The organism is Streptomyces sp. NPDC006134, assembly GCF_040628835.1.
In the GTDB taxonomy this organism is placed as follows: domain Bacteria; phylum Actinomycetota; class Actinomycetes; order Streptomycetales; family Streptomycetaceae; genus Streptomyces.
Map to the genome: position 1 here is coordinate 34,239 of NZ_JBEXTV010000041.1, position 17,799 is coordinate 52,037.

Genomic DNA, 17,799 nt, shown 5'->3' on the forward strand with positions numbered 1-17,799 from the left:
CGTCCCGCACACGACCGGGGGCGCCCTCCACGACGGAGGGCGCCCCCGGGCACATACGGGACGGACGACGGCAGCGGACCTTACGGCACCCGCACCCACTGCGCCTTGCTCGGCGTGCCCTCGGCGTCCGTCACGAACAGCATGTACCAGCCCGACTGGACCAGGTTCTTGTTCTCGGGCACGGTCACCGTGAGCCTGTCACCGGACGCCTCGAAGTCCAGCGCGATGGACCGCTGGTCGACGTCCGTGACGTGCGTGGAGGCGCTCGGGCGGATCAGCCGGACCTTCTTGACGGACGAGGCCGTCGTGGAGGTGAAGGTCCCCGATCCGCCGCGCTCGATGGTCTGCGGCCCGCCGCCCAGGTCCGGCCGCGCGCCGTCCCGGTACAGGTACGGCGGGGTGTAGATCTCGATGCGCTGCTCGAACTTGCCCGGCTTGGTGTTGGCCTTGTCGGCGAAGAGCGAGTCGGAGCCGAAGAACATCACCCGGCCGTCGGGCAGCAGGATCGACCCGGAGTGGTAGTTGCGGCCCACCAGCGGGTCGGCGACCCGCTCGAACGCGTTCGTCTCCGGGTGGTACAGCCGCGCCTGGAGGATGTTGGAGGCGCCGCGGCCCCGGTAGTCCTCCGAGCCGCCGGAGACCAGCACGCTGTCGTCGGGCAGGACGGACGCCTGCGGGTAGCGGGTGCCCTTCTCCAGCGTGGGCCCGTCCACGAAGCGCGGGTCGGCGTCCTTCAGGTCGACGATCCGGGTCCGCTTGCTGGACTCCTTGGACTCGCCGACCCCGCCGCCGCCGATCACCATGTACTTCTCGTCCTGCGCGGGCGGCAGCAGCACCGTGCCGGACGTCTCCAGCAGCTTCGGGTCGCTCATGCCGGGGATCTTGGTGAACTTGTTGGTCTCCACGTCCCAGACGCCCGGGTCGCGGCCCACGTCGTCGGGCCCGTAGCCCGCGTTCGACCCCGAGTAGAAGACCTTGCCGTTCTGCATCAGGAACAGCGCCGGATAGGTCGGGAACTGGCGGACCTTCTCCGTGTACGTCCACTTCTTGGTCTTCGGATCGTAGACCTCGTTCTTGCCCGGCACGAGCTGGCCGATGTCGTCCAGGCCGGAGACGCTGAGGATCCTGCCGTCGCTCAGGGTGGTGAGCGTCGGGTACCAGCGGGCCTCGTGCATCGGGTCGACCTTGATGTACTTCTCGGCGACCGGATCGAACTCGTAGGTGTCGCGGATGCCCTGGAAGTCCTTCTTGTCCAGGGCGAGTTTCTCCGCGATGCCGTAAGTGTTGCGGGCGTCGGCGCCCGTCAGGCCCTGGATGCGGTAGTTGTCCTGCGTTCCCGTCTCGTACTGCCGGCCCTCCTTCTGCGCCTCGACGTAGACCCGGCCGTAGCCCGGGGTGTTGCCGAGGAACCGGCCGGTCTGCGGGTCGAAGTTCTTCTTCGCGCGCGGCACCAGGACGGGGTCCTTCGACACGAAGGTCTTGCCGTTCTCCTTGCCGGTGAACTTGGTGCCCGCGGGCAGGGTGATCGGCTTGTCCGGGTTCTCGTTGTGGACGATCATCAGGCCGCCGGCCTTCTTCACGTCACCCTTGAGCTTCTCGTACCGCTTGGTGCCGCCCGCGATCAGCAGATTGCCGTTGGCCAGCTGCGTGTGGCCGGTGCAGAACAGGTCGGTCGGCGTCGGTACCTTCTTGACGGTGCCCTTGACCGGGTCCCAGATCCGGGTGTCGTACTTCTTGGCGTCGAAGTTGTCCTGGTTGTTGCCCGAGCCCGCCACCAGCAGCACCTTGCCGGTGTGCAGCAGCGCGGCGTGGATGGTGTTGAGGCGCAGCTCCTCGGGGAACTCGACGATCTCCCACTTGCCGTTCGCGGCCTTGTACTCGGGCTGATTGATCTTGTACTGGTGGTATTTCTCGGTCCCGAAGCGGTAGAGCCACGGCCCGTTCATCCCGGCCAGCGCGACTACCACCGCCGTGCCTATCGCGAGGCGACGGGCACGACGGCGGCCGGCACGGTCCTTCATTCCTTACGTCCCCCAAGTCCGCCCAGGGCGATCTGCATGGTCTGGTCACTGCCTCCGTCACCCTCGCCGGAGGCCGCCCAACGGGGCTTCTGCTGGGGCGCGTGCGCCCCGTGCGCCCCCGGCGGCGTCTGCTGCGCCGGCAGCGGCTGCGGCTGGTACGGCACCGAGAGCGGCGCGTCCTGAGACCGGCCCTGAGGCCGATCCTGAGGCCGCTCCTGCTGCTCGGTCTCCGCGGCAGCGGCGGCGGGCCTCTTCTTCGCCTCCCGCAGCGAGTGCCACCAGACGAAGAGCGGCGTGGCGGTGATCAGCATGGCGAACGTCGCCCAAATGATCATCGCGGGGTGGGAGTGGCCGAAGGCGAACCCGGCGGCGATCGACGCGCCGAAGATCAGGATGAAGTACCAGTGGTAGCGGAAGGTTCCGAATAGCGTGTCCGGGCTGGCCGAGTCGCCCTTGGGCGTGACCACGAACTTGCTCTTGCGACGCAGTACGGAGTCGGTCAGCGCCTTGGCGTACAGCGGCGCCGACAGCGCGGACATCACCATGCCGGCGACGCCGCCGGAGCCCTCCGGCTCGTGCGGGGAGACGTTGTGGCGGCGGTTCCAGACGTACAGGCCGATCTGGAGCGCGGAGGCGTTGCCGTAGAGCATCAGCCAGACCGCCGGGTCGATGTTCACACCCGAGGCGCCCAGGCCCAGGAACAGCGCGCAGCTCAGCGCCGCCAGGATCCAGTTCAGGGCCGACATCGGGTAGAAGATGATCATCATCGTGTAGTTGAAGAGCTTGCTCGGCGGCAGCGAGTACCAGCCCTTCCAGTACTGCTTGAGGATCGTCTCGTACGTACCCCGGGACCAGCGCATCTGCTGGGTGAAGAAGTCCGTCCAGGCGCTCGGGCCCTCACCGACGGCGAGCACGTCCGGGGTGTAGACCGACTTCCACTTCTTCCCGGTGGCCGGGTTCTTGGCGCGGTGCATCTCGAACCCGGTCGCCATGTCCTCGGTGATCGAGTCGTACAGGCCGCCGATCTGCTTGAGCGCCTTGATGCGCACCGCGTTGGAGGTGCCGACGAACATCGGCGCGCCGTAGGCGTTGCCCGCGCGCTGGATCAGGGCGTGGAAGAGGAACTGCTGCGACTCGGCGGCCTTGGTGACGAACGTGTCGTAGTTGCCGTAGACCTGCGGGCCGATGACGAAGCCGACGTCCGGGTCGCGGAAGAAGCCGAGCATCCGCTCCAGGTAGTTGGGCAGCGGCACGTGGTCGGTGTCGACGGAGGCGAAGAAGTCGTAGTCGTCGCCGTGCGCCTCCAGCCAGGCGTTGTAGTTGCCGTGCTTGGTCTTGGCGCGGTGCGGGCCCTTGGGCTGGTTCCACTTGGCGACGCCCTTGCGGGAGAAGTGGTGCACGCCGAGGCGCTCGCAGACCGCCTTGACCTCCGGGTCGTCGCCCTCGTCCAGCAGCCAGACGTGCATGACCCCGCGGTGGCGGATCTTCACCGCCGCCTCCAGGGTCTTCGTCACCATCTCCAGCGGCTCCTTGCCGGGCACGAAGGAGGTGAGGAAGGCGACCTTGGTGCCGGACTCGGGCACCACCGGGATCGGGTCGCGGGCGACCAGGGTGGCGTGCGCGTTCGACAGCACGTTCATGCAGCGGAAGAACTCGATCAGGCCGATCGAGACGAGCATCACGACGTCGAGCGCGGGCAGCCAGTCGAAGGCCGGGTAGTCGCGCTCGGTCCAGTGCTGCGGCTGGAGCAGCCAGACCAGCAGGACCAGGGAGAGCAGGGGCGCGGCGGCCAGCATCAGGGCGACCCGGATGCGGTGCGGCTCCTGGGATATCAGCGAGCGGTAGCGGACCTTGTACGGCTTGTCAGGATCGGGCTGGGTGAGGGGGCCGGCCAGCCGGCTGTAGTGCTCGTAGTCGTACTTCGGCAGGGTCTTCTTGATGCGGCGGAACGCACCCGTGTTCCAGTTCCGGTGCGCTGGCACCCTGAGCTGGGTGGTCTGTGACGGGTCGAAGTCCTGCCGGGCGCCCGTCGGCGTCGACGTCATGAGTCATCCCCCCACACGCGGCGCGTCGCGTGTCGTGTCGCTTCCTCCGCCTGCTGCGGTCCCCCTAGACGTTCACAGGCGCAATCGGTGGTGGGTCGCTGTCACCACGCCATCCACACCCTATAGACACGGTTCGGCGACCTTCCGGTTGCATGATGCCCCCCTCGGCATCCGCTCACGAACGGGGCCCCTCTCCCCGTGGCTCGGCAACCGGTTCCTTGCCCCCCAACTGCCGCGAAAACGCAGCAACTTGAAAAACCAGAACACAGGGTTCTACGTCGTCCGTCATGATCGCAAGACACGAAACGCGGTGTTTACCGGTCATACGCGTTCATTGTGGCGCATGTGAGGGCCGTGTGGAGCGGCTGTGGACGGACCGGGCCGCACGAGGTGCGGGGACCGGACCACGCATCGAACGTTCGCCCGAATGCGCCGAAGGCCCCTCGCGTGTGCGAGGGGCCTTCGGCTGTCGGTGCGCCGCCAGGGACTCGAACCCCGGACCCGCTGATTAAGAGTCAGCTGCTCTAACCAACTGAGCTAGCGGCGCCTGCTGACGTCATTAACTTTACCCGACGCCGCGGGGTGCTCCCGACCACCGCCCGCGCCACCCCGGGGCCCGGACCACCCCTCCGTACATCATTCGGACCGTCAACATGCGCGTCCGGAAGACAGTTGGAAAACTGGCGCTCGTGCACAGACGCGGACATGTCCACCTGAAGTGTGAGGTAGGTCGCATGGATACTCCGGTATTCGAAGAATTCGATCCCGCGAGCGACTGCGACTGCCCGGGTTGCCGGCACCGGCGGCACGTTCTGCCGCTTTCCCCCCGGTCCCCGGCGGGCCGCGCTCCGGGCCGCCCGGCCGCCCACCGCGCGCTGATCGTGGCGACCGCGGCCGCCACCACCGGCGCCGCGCTCGCCGCGAGCCCCGCGGCAGCGGCCCCGGACACCGCCCACGCCTCTCACCACCCGGGCGTTTCCGCAGGTGACGAGCCCGACACCCCCCAGGGCGGCAAGGCCCCGCTCTATGGCCCCAACGCCGGACCCGCCACCTCGGCGGTCGGCACGAAGATCCGCGCGACGACCCGCGCGGAGATCATCGACCGGGCGCAGAAGTGGGTCGCCGCGAAGGTGCCGTACAGCATGAGCGCCTACTGGACCGACGGCTACCGGCAGGACTGCTCGGGGTATGTGTCCATGGCCTGGAGCCTGCCCAGGAACGAATGGACGGGCAGCCTCGGCCAGTACGCGGACCGGATCACCAAAGAGGAGCTCCAGCCCGGCGACATCCTGCTGTTCCACAATCCGGCGGACCCCGAGAAGGGGTCCCACGTGGTGATCTTCGGCGGCTGGACGGACTCCACGTACACCTCCTACGTCGCCTACGAGCAGACCCGCCCGCACACTCGCCGGCAGACCACCCCCTACGCCTACTGGACCAACTCCTCCCGCTACCTCCCCTACCGCTACAAGGGCCTCGTGACCGGCACGGCGGACGAGCTGCCCGCCACCGTCCACCACGGCGCACCGGGCGCGCGCGCCGAGCGGCCCGCCGCAGGGCCCGCCGCGAGGCCCGCCACGGGGCACGTCTCGCACGGGGTGCCCCGCTACCCGGGCCGGGCGATGTTCCGCCCGGGCGCGCGCAACGCGCACGTCACCCGGCTGGGGGAGCAGCTGGTGAAGAAGGGGTTCGGCGCGTACTACAGGACCGGGCCCGGACCGCGCTGGGGCGAGGCGGACCGGCGGAGCGTCCAGGCGTTCCAGCGCGCCCAGGGCTGGCGGGGCGGCGCGGCGGACGGCTATCCGGGGCCGGAGACCTGGCGGCGGCTCTTCTCCTGAGGCCCCCGAAGGCCACCTGAAGCCACTGAAAACCACCTGAATCGCTAAAAGATCACCTGAACCACCCGAAGGTCACCTGAACCACCCGAAGATCACCTGTATCACTCGAAGGTCACCCGGACCGCCCGCGCGCAGCCACTCGCCGGCGCCGCGCGGCCCCCCACGTCGTTCACCCGTTCATGGCGCATCTGGCGCGGAGGCTGGAGCACGCATGAGTACGACCACGTCACACACGCCCGAGTCCGGCGGCCCCGCGGAGGGGGCGGTCCGGCCCGATCGGCTCATCCGGAACGAGGCCACCACCGAGATCCCCGTCCACCTGCTGTTCCGCGACGACCCCGACCCGGCGCCGGTGCCGCTGCGGCCCGCGGTGGTGGGCCGGCGGCAGGGCACGGGGGAGCAGCCGCGGCTGTGCCACCCGCCGGCGGCGCGGCCGGAGCCCGCCGTGCGGGCCGACCCGGACCTGGTGGAGCATCCGGCCCGGGTGCTGCCCGGCGCGGCGGGCGTGCTCGCCGGGGTCTGCGGCGTGGCCGGCTGCCTGGTCACGTCCTGGTGGGCGGGGGTCCTGCCGTCCCTCGCGGCGGCGGTGCTGCGGCTGCCGGCGTACCCGGGCGCCGGGCTGGGCCCGGCGCAGTGGGCGGCGTACGCGGCGGCGGGCGCGCTCGGGCTGTTCGGGTTCGGCGGACTGGCCCGGGGGCGGACCGGGCGGGCCTGGGTGCTCGGCCTGTTCGGCCGCTACCGGGGGACGGTCCGGCGCACCGGCCTGATGTGGGTCAACCCGCTGGTGCTGCGCCGCCGGGTCGACGTGCGGCTGCGGCACTGGCGCAGTGAGCCGATGCCCGCGGTCGACGGCAGCGGGGTCGCGCTCCGGGTGGTGACGCTGGTGGTGTGGCGGGTGCGGGACACCGCGCGGGCGACGCTCGCGGTCGAGGACCACGAGCGGTACCTGCGCGAGTGCGTCGAGGCGGCGCTGGCCCGGGTGCCGGTGGAGATGCCGGGCGGCGCGCGGGGCTCGGCGGAGGCGACCGGTGAGGCGCTGACCCGGCTGGTGGCGGCGGACGCGGAGCCGGTGGGACTGGAGGTGTTCTCGGTGCGGGCGGTACGGGTGGAGTACGCCCCGGAGGTCGCCGCGGCGATGCACCGCCGCCGGATCGCCGCGCTGGACGCCCAGCGGCGGGCGAGCGTGCTCACCTCGGTCGTGGACTCGGTGGAGGACACGGTGACCCGGCTGACCATGCGCGGGCTGGTCGAGCTCGACGACTACGAGCGGAAGGTCCTGGTGAGGGACCTGACGGTGGCGTTCTGCGTGGGGCGGGGGGAGGCCGGTCCCTGAGGGCGGGCCAGGGACCCGAGGGGCCCTGGGGGCGGGTTTCCTGAAGGTGGATCTCCCGGGGCCGGCGGCGGCCCGGAGCGGGCGAACGGACGGTGAAATCCGCTCCGCTATTGGTATGGACATGTTCAACTACTGCTCATAATCTGAGACTTGGTCTAGACCTGCACGGCTCACGAACCCCCACGTTCTCCAGGAGCGGCAGCATGCGTACCAGGACCAAGTTGTCCGCCGCCGTGGTGGGCCTGGCGACCACCGGAGCCCTCGCGCTCTCCTCCGGCGGTGCCAGCGGCCACGGCTACACCGACCTCCCCATCAGCCGGCAGAAGCTCTGCCAGAACGGCACGGTCACCAACTGCGGCGCCATCCAGTGGGAGCCGCAGAGCGTCGAGGGCCCGAAGGGCTTCCCGGCCGCGGGACCGGCGGACGGGCGGATCTGTTCCGCCGGCAACACCGGCTTCGCCCCGCTCGACAGCCCGCGCACCCCCTCGGGCGGCGCCTGGCCGGCCACCAAGGTCACCGGCGGCCAGAGCTACACCTTCCGCTGGCAGTTCACCGCCATGCACGCCACGACCGACTTCAAGTACTACGTGACCAAGCCGGGCTGGAACCAGAACCACAACCTGGCCCGGTCCGACCTCAACCTGACCCCGTTCCTGACGGTGCCGTACAACGGGCAGCGCCCGCCGTCCACGCTCTCCCACAGCGGCACGCTGCCGACCGGGCTGAGCGGGCGCCACGTGATCCTCGCGGTGTGGACGATCGCCGACACGGGCAACGCGTTCTACGCCTGCTCGGACGTCACCTTCTGACCGGCGGGCCGGGCACGGACGACGAAAAAAAGGGGCCCTCGCTCGAAGCGAGGGCCCCTCTTCTGTGCGCCGCCAGGGACTCGAACCCCGGACCCGCTGATTAAGAGTCAGCTGCTCTAACCAACTGAGCTAGCGGCGCATGACTCCCGCCTTCCGCTTTCCGCGGTCGGCGACGAGGTAAATACTACCTGGTCCCCAGGGGTGCTTCCGACCACCGTGCGGAACCCGGGTGCGGCCTGCACGTGGCCCGGGCGCGTTCCGGGCATGATCCGGGCGTGATCCGGGCGGTGGGCCCTAGATCGCCAGGGAGAGCAGCACGGGGGCGGCGTTCCGGTTCAGGGTGTCCGCGGCCTGGCGCAGGCGGTGGGCGTGCTCGACGGGGAGGGACAGCGCGAGGCAGCCCGCGGCGGAGCCGGCCGTGATCGGGACGGCCGCGCAGACCGTGCCGACGGCGTACTCCTGGAGGTCGAGCACGGGCGCCGTGGGCGGCTGGGCCTCCAGGCGGGACAGCAGGACCCGGCGGCTGGTGATGGTGCGGGAGGTGAGGCGGGCCATCTTGTGCCGGGCGAGGTGGTCGCGCCGGGCGGCGTGGTCGAGCTGGGCCAGCAGGCTCTTGCCGACGGCGGTGGCGTGGGCCGAGGAGCGGAAGTCGACCCACTCGTGCACCCGGGGCGTGGCCGGGCCGTCGGCGTACTGGGTGACGCGGACCTCGCCGTCGAGGTACCGGCTGATGTACACCGCGGCGCCGACCGAGTCGCGCAGCCGGTCCAGGGTGCGCTGGAGCCTGTCGCGCAGGGCGTCCTCCCGGCCGTGCGCGGAGCCGAGCCGGGCCAGCGTCTCACCGGTGACGTAGGCCCCGTCGCCGACCTGCTCGACGTACCCCTCGCGGCGCAGCATCCGCAGCAGCGCGGTCAGCCGCTCGGGGCCGAGGCCGGTGTGCCGGGCGAGCTCGGTGTCGGTGACTCCGGTGCTGTGCCGCGCCACCGTCTCCAGGACGCGCAGGGCGTCCTGGGCCGAGTGGTGCGGCGTGGTCGGCTCGTGCTTCAGCGCCACGGTGGTGTCCCCTCGCGCTCGCTCGTAGGGCCGTAGTCCGGACGGCGAATCCTTCTTCACGATAGCCGCCGGCGGGCCCGCGAGGGGCGGTGGTCGGCGAGATCGGCGCCCCTCGACTGGGACGCTGATCCCTTGGTATATGCCACCAGCATGCACCGGAACCTGGACCTCGGTCGTTGGCGCACGGGCGCGCCCCCGGGGTCAGAGCACCGCGCCGAGGAATTCCCGGGTCCGGTCGTGCTCCGGATCGCCGAAGATCTTCTCCGGCGGGCCGGACTCGATGACCCGCCCCGAGTCGAACATCAGGACCTGGTCGGAGATGTCCCGGGCGAAGTTCATCTCGTGGGTCACGCAGAGCATGGTGATGTCGGTGGAGCGGGCGATGTCCCGCAGCACGTCCAGGACACCGGCCACCAGCTCCGGGTCCAGCGCCGAGGTCACCTCGTCCAGCAGCAGCACCTGCGGGCGCATCGCCAGCGCCCGGGCGATCGCCACCCGCTGCTGCTGCCCGCCGGAGAGCTGCCCGGGGTGCTTGTCCAGGTGCTCGGTCAGCCCGACCAGCTCCAGCAGCTCCCGTGCCCGTTCCTCGGCGGCGTCCTTGGACATGCCGAGGACGGTGACCGGCGCCTCGGTGATGTTCCTGAGGACCGTCATGTTCGGGAACAGGTTGAACTGCTGGAACACCATCCCGATCTTCTTGCGGATCTCGCGGACCCGCTTCTCGGGCGCCGGGAACAGCTGCTCCCCGTCGACGGTGATGGTGCCCTCGTCGGGCTTGGTCAGCGTCATCAGCAGCCGCAGGATCGTGGTCTTGCCCGACCCGGACGGCCCGATGAGGGTGACGTGCTTGCCGGCGTCCACGGAGAAGTCCAGCCGGTCGAGGACCGTCTTGTCCCCGAACCGCTTGCTGACCTGCTCCAGCCGCACCAGTTCGTTCGTGTGCCGCTCGGGGCCGGTTCCGGGGTGGGGATGGGGGTGAGGGTGGGTGTCAGTGGACAAGGCGTCGCTCCAGGGTGCGCAGAAGAAGGGAGGCGAGGTAGGAGATGACGATGAAGGCCACGCCGATCACCGTCAGCGGCTCGGTGAAGTGGAAGTTCTGCTGGGAGAACAGCCGGGCCTCGCCGAGCATCTCCAGCACGGTGATCGCCATCAGCATCGGCGTGTCCTTCAGCATGGAGATCACGTAGTTGCCGAGGGCCGGCACGACCCGGCGCACGGCCTGCGGCAGGACGACGGCCGTCCAGGTCCGGCGGCGCGGCAGGTTCAGCGCCGTCGCGGCCTCCCACTGGCCGGCCGGCACCGCCTCGATGCCGGCCCGGTAGACCTGCATCGTGTACGTCGAGTAGTGCAGGCCGATGCCGGCCACGCCGGTGGCCAGCGCCGAGAAGGTCAGGCCCCACTCGGGCAGCACGTAGAAGAGGAAGAAGAGCTGCACCAGCAGCGGTGTGTTCCGCACGAACTCCGTGACCGCGCCGACCGGCCACCGCACCCAGCGGGTCGGCAGCCGCATCAGCAGCGCCCACACCAGGCCCAGCACGAACGAGATCAGCGAGCCGAGCACCAGGATCTCCAGGGTGACCAGCAGGCCGTCCCAGAAGTGCGGCATGAACTCGGCCACCGCGTTCCAGTCCCAGTTCACCGCAGACCACCCCCGGCACCGGCGGGCTCCGCCGCGACCGTCTCCGCCTTGGGCGCGGGCGCCTTCCCGACCCCCGCCTTCAGCCGCTTCTCAAGACCCCGCATCACCCGCGTCAGCAGGAACGCGATCACGAAGTAGATGAGCAGGACGTACGTGTAGATCTCCGCGCTCTCCTGGAGCGCCAGGCGCACCAGGTTGCCGCTGAACGCCAGGTCGCCCATGCCCATGACCGACACCAGGGCGGTGCCCTTGAGCAGTTCGATCAGCAGGTTGGAGAAGGGCGGGATCATCTCCGGCACCGCCTGCGGCAGCAGGATCAGCCGCATCCGCTGCCAGGGCGTGAAGCTGAGCGCGATGCCGCCCTCCTTCTGCGCCGGATCGACCGCACCGAGCGCCCCGCGTACGATCTCCGCGCCGTACGCCCCGTAGGTCAGCCCCAGGGCCAGCGTGCCCGCCCACAGCGGCACCAGCTGCCAGCCGAAGGCCGGGGGCAGCACGAAGAACACCCAGAAGATCATGACCAGGGCGGAGGTGCCGCGGAACACCTCGGTGTAGAGGCCCGCGAGGAAGCGGACGATCCACAGCCGGTGGGTGCGCGCGACGCCCGCCACGAAGGCGACCGCCGTCGCCAGCAGCCCGCTGAGGACGAGCAGCTGGATCGTGACCCAGACGCCCTGGAGTACCAGTTCCCACAGTCCCGAGGTCATCCGCCGCACAGCTCCTTCGCGGTCAGATCGGTCATCTCGGCCTCGGTGAACCCGAACGGCTTGAGGATGCGGAGCAGCTCCCCGCTCTTCTTCAGCTCGTGCAGCTCGGCGTTGAAGGCGTCCCGCAGCCTCGTCTCGGTCGGCCGGAAGGCGAAGCCGCCCCCGTCGATGTGCGGCTTGCCGCCGACGAGCGGCGCGAACGGCTTGGTGACCTCCGCCTTGCGCGACTTCTTCACCACCTCGCGGGTGGTCACCGCCGTACCGGCGAAGACGTCGACGCGCCCGGCCTCCACGGCGTTCAGCCCCGCCACCTGGTCGGGGACGATGAGGATGTCGCCCCGCCTGTACCCGGCCTCGATCGCGTACTGGATCTCGGCGTACCCGGTCCCGGTCGCGAACTTCGCCTTCTTCTCGACGACGTCCTGGTAGCTGTGCAGCCCCAGAGGGTTGCCCTTGCGCACGATGAACGCGTCGAGCATCTGGTAGTCCGGGTCGGAGAAGACGACCTGCTCACAGCGCTCGGGGTTGATGTACATCCCGGCGGCCACGACGTCGAACTGCTGCGAGGCCAGACCCGGGATCAGGGAGCCGAACTCCGTCGGCACCGGCTGCACGCGGTCCACCCCGAGCCGCTTGAAGATCACCTTGGCCAGCTCGGGCGCCTCGCCGGTCAGCTCGCCGTCCTTGTCGATGTACCCGAAGGGGACCTCACCGGCGATCCCGAGCCGTACGACGCCCTGCGCGCGCAGCCGGTCCAGCAGGTCACCGCCGTCCGTGCCCGCCGTGGCCACGCGGGAGCAGCCCGCGGCGCCCAGCGCGCCGAGCGCCGCGACCCCCGCGAGCAGCGACCGGCGGGTGGGCCCGGCCCCCGGCGGCCCGGACCGGGAGCGGGGACCGCCTATGAGGTCCGGTGACGTTCTGTGTGGTGCAGCCATGGGCGCGCGGCTACCCGAAGGCACGCGAGTTATGCGGATTCTTTTCGGACCTGTGTGCCATCCGGGTGGCCTCGGCTGCGCCGCCGCTGGAACAACTCCACGAACTGGACGGCCGGTTCGTCCCTCCGTCCCATGGTGTCCCCGATCATGCGGGGCGGCTTCGCCCACACGCTCCGGTCCGCGCCCCGGTGATCTCGGCCAACCAAGTGACGATGTGGGCAGCACGGCGCCGACGGGGTACCCGTGCCGTGGGGCCGTGCCGGACGCCGGGGCATCCCGTGGTGCGCCGCGGCCCTCCACTGCCGGACGGACCGGGCGGACCGGACAGACTGGGACGCGCCAGTGGTGCCGGACGTTCCGGACGAGGAACAGCAGCAGGAAGGGTGGACATGACAGCACTGGGATTCCTCTACCCGGGCCACTCCGCCGAGGACGACTATCCCCGCATCGAGCAGCTGCTGGGCAGCGACATCCGGGTGGACCTGGTGCACACCGACCTCGGCGAGGACGCGCACCGGGTGGACGTGCTGCGTCAGATCGGCGCACCGGAACGGCTCGCGGCGGGCGTGCAGGAACTGCGGCACGCGGGCGCGGAGGCCGTGGTGTGGGCGTGCACCAGCGGCGGCTTCGTACACGGCTGGGAGGGAGCCCACGAGCAGGTCCGCACCCTGGCCCGTACGGCGGGCATGCCGGCCTCCTCCACCTCCTTCGCCTTCGTGCACGCGATCCGGGAGATCGGCGTACGCCGGGTCGCGGTCGGCGCCACCTATCCGCAGGACGTCGCCGCCCTCTTCGCCGGCTTCCTCCGCGCCGACGGCATCGAGGTCACCGGCGTCCACGGCGCGGGTGTCGCCACCGCCGCCGAGACCGGCGCCTGGGGCGAGCCCGAGGTCCTGTCCCTGGCCCGTGCCGCCGATCACCCCGATGCCCAGGCGGTCCTCCTGCCCGGCACGGCCCTGCACACCGCGGCCCACATCCCCGTCCTGGAGAAGGAGCTCGGCAAGCCGGTCCTCACCGCCAACCAGGTCACCGTCTGGGAGGCGCTGCGCCTGGCGGACCGCCGGGTGAACGCGCCCGAGCTGGGGGCGCTGTTCACCCGGGAGCCGGTCGTGCAGGTGTGAGGCGCGGGGCCCGGCGGCGCTGGACCCACCGCCCGCCCCGGGCGAGAGAAACCGCAGGTCACCAAGGTCACCGAGGAGAAGGTCACCGCCGGTGAGGAGGCCGTCGCCTGGACGGCCGGGACGAAGATCGACGACTCCTCGGCCGGGACGAAGGCCGTCGTCTTCCGGCAGGACGCCACGCTCGCCGGGTTCTCGTCCTTCGACATCGCGGCGGACGGCCGGGGCGAGGCGTCCGTCCGGCCGGCCGCGATCACCGACGCGCAGGCGGCCGAGCTCGGCTGATCCGGCTCTCTTCCGTGGGAGAGGCGAGGACGTCCGCGCCCCCGCCCGCAGAAGAGGAGAAAGCAGAAGAACCCCGGCCCCGCCGAAGCGGGACCGGGGTTCCTCACCGAGCGCCGGGCAGGCCTTGCACCTGCATCTCCCCGCAGGAAGCGGGGCGTCTTTCCTTGGACCACCAACGCAGTGCCGGTTTTCCGGAGTTGTTCCGTCGACCAGCGCATGATGATCGTACCGCAGCGGTGGCCGGGGCGCACATCGGGCGGCCGGAGCTCAAGGCGCGCGCCTTCATGCCCCGGGTTCCTCCACGATCACCAGCGTGCCGCGGCTGCCGGGGCGGACGGCGTGCCGCGCGCCTGCCGGCACCCGGTACATCTCGCCCGCCTCCACGGTGACTTCGGTTCCTTCCACCACCAGTTCCAGCCGCCCGTCGAGCACCAGCAGCACCTCGTCGGCCCCGTGAGACTCTTCCCGGACCGGGCTGCCGTCCATGCGCAGGACTTTCACGCAGGCCGTCCCCACCCGCCCCAGGGGGCGGGAGCTCCAGGCGGCCGGCAGCGCGGCTGCCGTCCCCGCGAGGTCGATCGAACTCATCACATGCCTCCCCACGGGCTGCTTCCGCCAGGGCGCGGGCAACCCGTCCGTCACCTTCCGTGGATGCCAGGAAGCTATCCGGGCGGGGGCGTTCATTGGTCGACCGTTCGGCAAAACCTCTCCCCGGCCGGGGACCGGACGCTGTGGACGGTGTCGGCCGCCCCCCGGGCCACCTCCTCGGCGTTCCGCAAGAACGTCGCCGGGGCGCACGTCCGGCTCCGACATCCGGCATCCGGCATGGGGCGTTGCGGCGCGGTGGGACCCCGTCAGAAAGTGCCGCTCTGCGCCAGATTCCCCACCGTGCGTCCGAGCGTCGCCGCGAGTGAGGCTTTGGTGGCCTGCGCCCGGGGCGTGCCGGCGTAGATGGTGTTCATGTAGAGGCCGGTGTCGCAGCGGTGCAGCCAGAAGCAGAAGCCGTTGCTGCGCGCCAGCCATACGTGCTTCCTGGCGTTGCGCGTCAGGTGGTGCTCCGCTCCGGGGGAGCGGCGGAAGTCGAGGTAGGAGAAGAAGTTGACGGCATACGGCCAGGTACGGATCGTTCTGTACTCCACCGGGGCCAGCAACTCCCAAGCCTTCACGAACGGCACGTCGAGGTGGAGCCGGACCTCGGCCCAGGCGGCGGCCACGTTGCGCAGGACGGCGGGGAGATCCTGGCCGTCGGCGACGGAGAAGGTGATGGGCATGGTGTTGATGAACCACCCCATGGTGTGTTCGTAGCGGCCGTCGCCGCGTTCGCTGACCGGCATGATGCCGCGGTAGACGTCCGGGCCGCCCTCCTTCCTGAGTGCCACACCGACGGCGCCCAGGAGCCCCATGAAGAGCTTTCCGCCGGCGTCGCGGCAGGCAGCCTCCAGGTCCCTGGTCCGGTCGGCGTCGAGGAGCTGCTCGGTCTCGTTGACCGCCGGATACAGGCGGCCCTGTTCCACCCCGATGTCCAGGGGGAACGAAGGGAAGAAGCTGCCGCCGTCCGCCACGAACTTCTTCCAGTGCTCCAGCCGCGGGTCGTCGATGTGCAGGGACGCGTTGCGGTCGCGCTGCCTGCGGCTGTACTCCAGGTAGCTGCCGACCTCCGGGAGGTCGGGAGCGCGGCCGGTAGCGTACGCCTCGTAGGCGGTGGCGATGTCACGCACGACGACAGGGGTGGTCAGCCCGTCGGTCACCAGGTGGTCGCAGGCGAACCAGACCGTCGCACCGTCCTCCCTGAGCACGGCGCCCATGACGATCAGCGGCCAGGACAGCGGGTCGATCCGCTGGAACGCCTGATGCAGATATTCCCGGACCCCGGCGGATGAGCCGATGAACCCCCGGTCCTCCCTCTTGAGCTCCACGTCCTTCGGCGCGATGGCATCACAGCTCACGTCGCCGGCGAGCTGCCGGAAGGTGCAGCGCAGCACTTCGTGCCGCCGGACGAGGTGCAGCAACGCGGCTTCCAGCGCGTCCTGGTCGACAGGTCCGGGCAGGTCGAACGTACCGGCGACGTAGGCGCAGACGGTGTCGTCGGCCTCGCGGGCGCTGCGGGCGACGGCGAAGTGTTTCGCCTGGTTGTAGGTGGTGCTCCCGCCCTGGTGCGTCCCGTCGGCCGAGCCGGCCGATGACGGGGAGACCACCGTCCACTCGACGGCGTGTCCCGGGGCGATGTCCACGTTCTCGACGGAGACCTGGATCACGAATGCCACTCCCTCTGCTGACTGGTACCGCCTCGTACGGTCACCTCCGGTGCAACGAGTCGGCCGCTGGAGCAGGTGCGGTGTCGTCCGTGCCCGCGCAGGGGCGCCCGGCCTGCCTCTGGCGGAGGCGTGCCGTCACGCCCCTTCCCCGGTGTCGGCCGAGGGCTCTGTGCTCGACGAGTTGCCGCAGGCAGGTGGCCGGGGCGAGAGCCTGGAGCGGCCGGGGCGGCCCCTCCGGCGGGGTTCGCCACTCACGCCGTATGCCGTACGGCCCCCTGCGCGGTGCCCAGTTCGCACCACACGTACTTGCCCCGGCTGCCCTCGCGGGCCCGCGGCTGCCAGCCCCACACGTCGGCGCAGGCCCGCACCAGCGCCGGCCCCCGCCCGCCCTCCGCCTCGGCGGCCTGGTCGAACGGCTGCGGCGGCTCCGGCGGCGACGGGTCCGCGTCCCAGGCGCCGATCCACAGCGTGCCGTTCCCCGGCCAGCGCACGCGCAGGGCGGCCGGGCCCTTGGTGTGGAGTACGGCGTTGGAGACCAGCTCCGTCGCGAGCAGCTCCGCCGTGTCCACCAGGCGGATCAGGCCGTGCACCGTGAGGATCAGGCGGAGGGTGCGGCGGCAGACGGTGACGGCGCGCGGGTCGTGCGGGATGGAGAGGGAGTACTCCCAGGATTCGGTTTCGGGCATGGCTAACTCCAGTCCGGGGTGGGGGTGTCGGAGGGGGCCCGGTGTCAATGCCGCAGCCGTCGTGGCAGGACGGAGCGGTGCGCTTCCGGTGGCCCGGGTGCGCAGCGTGTGCGTCGCGTCACCGACGGTAGGTCTAATTCTTCATGTCCCGCAAGCCGGTCGCGTAATCTGTCCCCGAACGGGTCGCGCTCTCGGGCGCGTTGGAGCGGGGAGCGGTCAATGGCCTTGAGGCGCGAGCCAACGGCACGTCAGCTTCGCCTGGCGACTGAGCTGCGCAGACTCCGGGAAGCGGCGGGCCTTGCCGCGCGGGAGGCGGCGGCGCTGCTGGGGGTGAGCCCCGTCCAGATCAGCCACATCGAGTCGGCTCTCGCGGGAGTGAGTGAGGAACGGCTGCGTCGTCTCGCCGCGAACTACGCCTGTACGGACGCGGAGCTGATCGACGCGTTGGTGCGCATGGCGACCGACCGGACCCGGGGGTGGTGGGAGGAGTACCGGGGGGTGCTGCCCGCCGCATACCAGGACCTGGCCGAGCTGGAACACCATGCGACGTTCCGCCGTGATGTGGCGGTCATCCATGTGCCGGGGCTCTTTCAGACGGAGGACTATGCTCGCGCCCTCTTCGCCTACATGAATCCTGAGTTCCCTGGCGGGGAGATCGAGCACCGGGTCGACCACAGGATGCGACGCAAGGTCATCATCGAAGGACCGGAGCCCATCCCGTACGAGACGGTGATCCACGAGGCGGCTCTCCGCATCAAGGTGGCCGGGCGAGCTGCGGCCCGGACCCAGCTCGCCCGAATCCTGGAGGCGTCTGATGCGGACCATGTCACCGTCCGAGTCATCCCCTTCGCCCTGGACGACTTCGCGGGAGCCGGAAGCACCATGGTGCACCTGGGGGGAACGGTGCCTCGCTTGGACACCGTGGTGCGCGACGCGCCCCACGGGACCGCGTTCCTCGACTCCGAAGCCCAATTGGAACACTTTCGAAAACTCTTCCGTAGGGTGAGGGAGAGGTCGCTCTCTCCGGAACGTTCCCGTGACTTGATTCACGAGTTGGCCAAGGAGCTGTGAGGAA

General features: G+C 70.5%; 15 protein-coding genes and 2 tRNA genes. 5 read left to right on the forward strand and 12 right to left on the reverse strand.

The annotated features are described in order from the left end of the window. Positions 1-80: 80 nt before the first annotated feature. From ABZ340_RS24825 to ABZ340_RS24835, 3 genes are all read right to left on the reverse strand, one after another. The gene (locus tag ABZ340_RS24825) at positions 81-2,021 is read right to left on the reverse strand and encodes a kelch motif-containing protein (RefSeq protein ID WP_358784022.1); all 1,941 of its coding nucleotides are present in this window, start codon (positions 2,019-2,021) and stop codon (positions 81-83) included. Continuing rightward, a complete protein-coding gene (locus ABZ340_RS24830) occupies positions 2,018-4,066 on the reverse strand; it encodes a glycosyltransferase family 2 protein (protein WP_358784023.1) in 2,049 nt (682 codons plus the stop codon). The genes ABZ340_RS24825 and ABZ340_RS24830 overlap by 4 nt, the downstream gene beginning before the upstream one ends. 473 nt (positions 4,067-4,539) lie before the next feature. Next, positions 4,540-4,613: transfer RNA gene (locus ABZ340_RS24835), tRNA-Lys, on the reverse strand. 187 nt (positions 4,614-4,800) lie between these two features. Between ABZ340_RS24835 and ABZ340_RS24840 the strand changes: the two genes are divergently transcribed. The 3 genes from ABZ340_RS24840 to ABZ340_RS24850 all read left to right on the forward strand — a co-directional run bounded on the left by ABZ340_RS24840 (position 4,801) and on the right by ABZ340_RS24850 (position 8,046). Next, positions 4,801-5,904 (forward strand): peptidoglycan-binding protein, encoded by a 1,104-nt coding sequence (locus ABZ340_RS24840; protein ID WP_358784024.1) that lies wholly within the window; start codon positions 4,801-4,803, stop codon positions 5,902-5,904. Positions 5,905-6,115: 211 nt separating this feature from the next. Further along, positions 6,116-7,237 (forward strand): SPFH domain-containing protein, encoded by a 1,122-nt coding sequence (locus ABZ340_RS24845; protein ID WP_358784025.1) that lies wholly within the window; start codon positions 6,116-6,118, stop codon positions 7,235-7,237. Between the two features lie 203 nt (positions 7,238-7,440). Next, the gene (locus ABZ340_RS24850; protein WP_358784026.1) at positions 7,441-8,046 is read left to right on the forward strand and encodes a lytic polysaccharide monooxygenase; all 606 of its coding nucleotides are present in this window, start codon (positions 7,441-7,443) and stop codon (positions 8,044-8,046) included. A 65-nt stretch (positions 8,047-8,111) separates the two neighbouring features. On the opposite strand, the gene ABZ340_RS24855 is transcribed toward ABZ340_RS24850, so the two are convergent. From ABZ340_RS24855 to ehuB, 6 genes are all read right to left on the reverse strand, one after another. Continuing rightward, positions 8,112-8,185: transfer RNA gene (locus ABZ340_RS24855), tRNA-Lys, on the reverse strand. A gap of 155 nt (positions 8,186-8,340) precedes the next feature. Next, complete coding sequence (locus tag ABZ340_RS24860; protein ID WP_358784027.1) at positions 8,341-9,099, reverse strand: IclR family transcriptional regulator C-terminal domain-containing protein; 759 nt, start codon at positions 9,097-9,099, stop codon at positions 8,341-8,343. 201 nt (positions 9,100-9,300) lie between these two features. Beyond that, positions 9,301-10,029 (reverse strand): ectoine/hydroxyectoine ABC transporter ATP-binding protein EhuA, encoded by a 729-nt coding sequence (ehuA, locus tag ABZ340_RS24865; RefSeq protein ID WP_358784054.1) that lies wholly within the window; start codon positions 10,027-10,029, stop codon positions 9,301-9,303. Positions 10,030-10,087: 58 nt separating this feature from the next. Further along, on the reverse strand, positions 10,088-10,738 hold the full coding sequence (ehuD, locus tag ABZ340_RS24870) for an ectoine/hydroxyectoine ABC transporter permease subunit EhuD (RefSeq protein ID WP_358784028.1): 651 nt from the start codon (positions 10,736-10,738) through the stop codon (positions 10,088-10,090). Further along, a complete protein-coding gene (gene ehuC, locus ABZ340_RS24875) occupies positions 10,735-11,445 on the reverse strand; it encodes an ectoine/hydroxyectoine ABC transporter permease subunit EhuC (protein ID WP_358784029.1) in 711 nt (236 codons plus the stop codon). The genes ehuD and ehuC overlap by 4 nt, the downstream gene beginning before the upstream one ends. Beyond that, a complete protein-coding gene (gene ehuB, locus ABZ340_RS24880) occupies positions 11,442-12,380 on the reverse strand; it encodes an ectoine/hydroxyectoine ABC transporter substrate-binding protein EhuB (protein WP_358784030.1) in 939 nt (312 codons plus the stop codon). Before ehuB ends, ehuC begins: the two co-directional genes overlap by 4 nt. 389 nt (positions 12,381-12,769) lie before the next feature. Between ehuB and ABZ340_RS24885 the strand changes: the two genes are divergently transcribed. Then, positions 12,770-13,501 (forward strand): aspartate/glutamate racemase family protein, encoded by a 732-nt coding sequence (locus tag ABZ340_RS24885; RefSeq protein ID WP_358784031.1) that lies wholly within the window; start codon positions 12,770-12,772, stop codon positions 13,499-13,501. A 564-nt stretch (positions 13,502-14,065) separates the two neighbouring features. Here the strand turns inward: ABZ340_RS24885 and ABZ340_RS24890 are convergent. The 3 genes from ABZ340_RS24890 to ABZ340_RS24900 form a co-directional block, all read right to left on the reverse strand. Continuing rightward, positions 14,066-14,371: a cupin domain-containing protein gene (locus tag ABZ340_RS24890; RefSeq protein ID WP_358784032.1), complete on the reverse strand. Its 306-nt coding sequence runs from the start codon at positions 14,369-14,371 to the stop codon at positions 14,066-14,068. Positions 14,372-14,637: 266 nt separating this feature from the next. Further along, positions 14,638-16,038 (reverse strand): condensation domain-containing protein, encoded by a 1,401-nt coding sequence (locus ABZ340_RS24895; RefSeq protein ID WP_358784033.1) that lies wholly within the window; start codon positions 16,036-16,038, stop codon positions 14,638-14,640. A gap of 251 nt (positions 16,039-16,289) precedes the next feature. Then, positions 16,290-16,724, reverse strand: a complete 435-nt coding sequence (locus ABZ340_RS24900; RefSeq protein ID WP_358784034.1) for an ATP-binding protein — start codon at positions 16,722-16,724, stop codon at positions 16,290-16,292. 219 nt (positions 16,725-16,943) lie between these two features. On the opposite strand from ABZ340_RS24900, the gene ABZ340_RS24905 reads away from it, so the two are divergent. After that, positions 16,944-17,795 carry a DUF5753 domain-containing protein gene (locus ABZ340_RS24905; protein ID WP_358784035.1) on the forward strand — a complete coding sequence of 284 codons (852 nt, stop codon included), beginning with the start codon at positions 16,944-16,946 and terminating at the stop codon, positions 17,793-17,795. Positions 17,796-17,799: the final 4 nt, after the last annotated feature.

Excerpts from the sequence above, each read along its gene's own strand:
- ABZ340_RS24885 (WP_358784031.1), top strand. The coding sequence starts at position 12,770 with ATGACAGCACTGGGATTCCTCTACCCGGGCCACTCCGCCGAGGACGAC.
- ABZ340_RS24845 (WP_358784025.1), top strand. The coding sequence starts at position 6,116 with ATGAGTACGACCACGTCACACACGCCCGAGTCCGGCGGCCCCGCGGAG.
- ehuB (WP_358784030.1), bottom strand. The coding sequence starts at position 12,380 with ATGGCTGCACCACACAGAACGTCACCGGACCTCATAGGCGGTCCCCGC.
- ABZ340_RS24905 (WP_358784035.1), top strand. The coding sequence starts at position 16,944 with ATGGCCTTGAGGCGCGAGCCAACGGCACGTCAGCTTCGCCTGGCGACT.
- ehuC (WP_358784029.1), bottom strand. The coding sequence starts at position 11,445 with ATGACCTCGGGACTGTGGGAACTGGTACTCCAGGGCGTCTGGGTCACG.
- ABZ340_RS24900 (WP_358784034.1), bottom strand. The coding sequence starts at position 16,724 with ATGCCCGAAACCGAATCCTGGGAGTACTCCCTCTCCATCCCGCACGAC.
- ABZ340_RS24840 (WP_358784024.1), top strand. The coding sequence starts at position 4,801 with ATGGATACTCCGGTATTCGAAGAATTCGATCCCGCGAGCGACTGCGAC.
- ABZ340_RS24825 (WP_358784022.1), bottom strand. The coding sequence starts at position 2,021 with ATGAAGGACCGTGCCGGCCGCCGTCGTGCCCGTCGCCTCGCGATAGGC.
- ABZ340_RS24850 (WP_358784026.1), top strand. The coding sequence starts at position 7,441 with ATGCGTACCAGGACCAAGTTGTCCGCCGCCGTGGTGGGCCTGGCGACC.
- ABZ340_RS24890 (WP_358784032.1), bottom strand. The coding sequence starts at position 14,371 with ATGAGTTCGATCGACCTCGCGGGGACGGCAGCCGCGCTGCCGGCCGCC.
- ABZ340_RS24830 (WP_358784023.1), bottom strand. The coding sequence starts at position 4,066 with ATGACGTCGACGCCGACGGGCGCCCGGCAGGACTTCGACCCGTCACAG.